Below are 2,468 nucleotides of genomic sequence, written 5' to 3'. Positions count from 1 at the left end.
CGTGCGGGAGCCGCAGGCGGGCGGGGGACGCCCCGGCGCCGTCGGGGAGGCCGCCGGGAGGGCCTTCGGAGAGGCGGTCGCGCAGGCCGCCGGGAGGGCCTTCCGGGAGGCCGTCGGGGAGGCCGTCGGGGAGGAGGGTCACAGGCGCACCGGCTTCCTGCGGCGGACGAGGGCGACGAAGAACGGCGCACCGATCAGGGCGAGCACGACGCCGACCTCCAGTTCGCCGGGGCGGGCGACGACCCGGCCGACCACGTCGGCCGAGAGGAGCGCGATCGCGCCGGCCAGCCCGGAGTACGGCAGCAGCCAGCGGTGGTCCGGGCCGGACAGGGGGCGGACCAGGTGCGGGACCATCAGGCCGACGAAGGCGAGCGAGCCGCAGGCCGCGACCGCGCCGCCGGTGAGCAGGGTGACCGCGGCGACGCCGACCGTGCGGGTCAGCGCGATGTTCCGGCCGAGGGAGCGGGCGACGTCCTCGCCCAGGGAGAGCGCGTTGAGGCCGGGGGCGTTGACGAGCGCCAGGACCAGGCCGGCGGCGATGAGCGGCAGCACCTGCCAGGCGGTCTCGGCGCGCGCGCGGCGATGGACCCCGTCTGCCAGAACCGGAAGACGTCCATGGCCTGGTCGTCGGCGAGCACGAGGGCCGAGGTGAGGCCGTAGAGGAAGGCGCTGACGGCGGTGCCGGCCAGGGCCAGGGTGACCGGGGTGGGCCCGCCGCGCCCGCCGACCATGCCGAGCGCGAAGACGCCCACGCTGGCGACCAGCGCGCCCGCCATGCCGAACCAGACGTAGGAGTAGAGGCCGGTGGCGCCCAGGACCATGATGCTCAGCACCATCGCGAACGCCGCGCCCTGGGTGACGCCGAGCAGCCCGGGATCGGCCAGGGGGTTGCGGGTGTGGCCCTGCATGAGCGCGCCCGCGACGCCGAGCGCGACCCCGGCCAGGATGCCGAGCGCGGTCCTGGGCAGCCGCAGCGAGCGGACGATGATGTCGTTCTCGGTGCCGGTCGGCCCGGTGAGCCCGTGCCAGACGTCGGCGAGCGGGACGGATTTGGCGCCGATCGCGATGCTCAGCACGACCGCCGCGGCGAGGGCGGCGGACAGCCCGGCCAGGACGAGCAGGAGGCGTCCCCGGCGGGCCTGGAGCGTCCGCGCGCGACCGGTGGACGGCGGCCGCGCCGCGGCTACCGCTGTGCTCACCTGCACCCCTTTCGTCCACCGGTCGTTTGCCGGAACCGCTCCGAGTATGCCAGTTTAGGCATGGCTAAGCTAAATGAGGTTAGCCTTACCTGCCTGAGAGGATCTCCAGATGAGAGCGTTGCGTACGCTGACCGTGAGTGTGGCGGGAGCCGTACTGTCTCTCGGACTCGCGGCCTGCGGGGCGGACACCTCCGGTACGGAGGCCGGCACGACCGGCGCGGCCCCCTCGGCGCCCGCCGCGGGCGGCGCGGCGTATCCGCGGACGGTGAAGCACGCCATGGGCGAGACCGAGATCCCGGCGCAGCCCAAGCGGGTCGTCGCGCTCGACCAGAGCTTCGTCGACGCGGTGCTCACGCTGGACACCGAGGTCGTCGGCTACACCGTCTACCGGGGGATCGACGAGAAGCTCCCCGACTACCTGGCCCCGGTCATGGACCAGGCGCAGGACATCAAGCCGGTCGGCACCCTGGAGGCGCCGAGCCTGGAGCAGATCATCGCGCTCAAGCCCGACCTGATCGTCTCGGCGAAGATCCGCCACGAGGCGCTGTACGACAAGCTCACCCAGATCGCGCCGACGGTGTTCAGCGAGACCACCGGCGCCATCTGGCCGGAGAACCTCCGGCTGATGGGCCAGGCCCTGGGCAAGGAGGAGCTGGCCGAGACCCGGCTCAAGGACTACAAGGACCGCGCCGCGAAGATCGGTGAGGCGATCAAGGCCAAGGAGGGCGAGATGCCCACGGTCTCCGTCGCCCGCTTCGCCGGTGAGCCGACCGTCCGCCTGTACGTGGAGAACTCCTACTCCGGCCTGGTGCTCAAGGACGTCGGCTTCCCGCGTCCCGAGGGCCAGCCGACCACCACTGAGACGATCATGGTTCCGATCAGCGAGGAGAACATCCCGCAGCTCGACGCCGACCACATCTTCGTCGTCTCCTACGCGGACCCCGAGGTCGAGGCGATCAAGAAGAAGTTCCAGACCAACCCGCTCTGGGGCAAGCTCAAGGGCGAGCAGCACGTGGTCGACGACACCACCTGGATGGCGGCCGTCGGCCTCCAGGGCGCCCACGTCATCCTGGACGACCTGGCGAAGATCTTCGAGGTGGACCCGGCCAAGGCCGGCTGACCGCGTCCCGCGGGCGAGCCCGGCACCGTTCGGGTGCCGGGCTTTTCCGTATGAAAGACCACCGAAAGATGGCCTTCCGCCGTCCGGTCTTGATTTACCGCAGGTCCGCAGAAGGCCTCGGCCTTCAGGCCGGGGATGAATGCGGTCCC

The 2,468-nt window shown here is 72.0% G+C and carries 1 protein-coding gene and 1 pseudogene; one reads left to right on the top strand and one right to left on the bottom strand.

The features are described from left to right. Nucleotides 1-138: 138 nt before the first annotated feature. Nucleotides 139-1,076, bottom strand: a pseudogene (locus ACWJ6R_RS34565) (FecCD family ABC transporter permease). Nucleotides 1,077-1,308: 232 nt separating this feature from the next. Between ACWJ6R_RS34565 and ACWJ6R_RS34560 the strand changes: the two are divergent. After that, nucleotides 1,309-2,319: an ABC transporter substrate-binding protein gene (locus ACWJ6R_RS34560; protein ID WP_449066244.1), complete on the top strand. Its 1,011-nt coding sequence runs from the start codon at nucleotides 1,309-1,311 to the stop codon at nucleotides 2,317-2,319. Nucleotides 2,320-2,468 lie beyond the last annotated feature (149 nt).

It is taken from the genome of Planomonospora algeriensis (assembly GCF_977012225.1).
Note: the sequence above shows the minus strand (reverse complement) of the source record. Positions and strands in the feature narration are given on the sequence as shown.

Coding starts and splice junctions, on each gene's coding strand:
- ACWJ6R_RS34560 (WP_449066244.1), top strand. CDS start 1,309: ATGAGAGCGTTGCGTACGCTGACCGTGAGTGTGGCGGGAGCCGTACTG.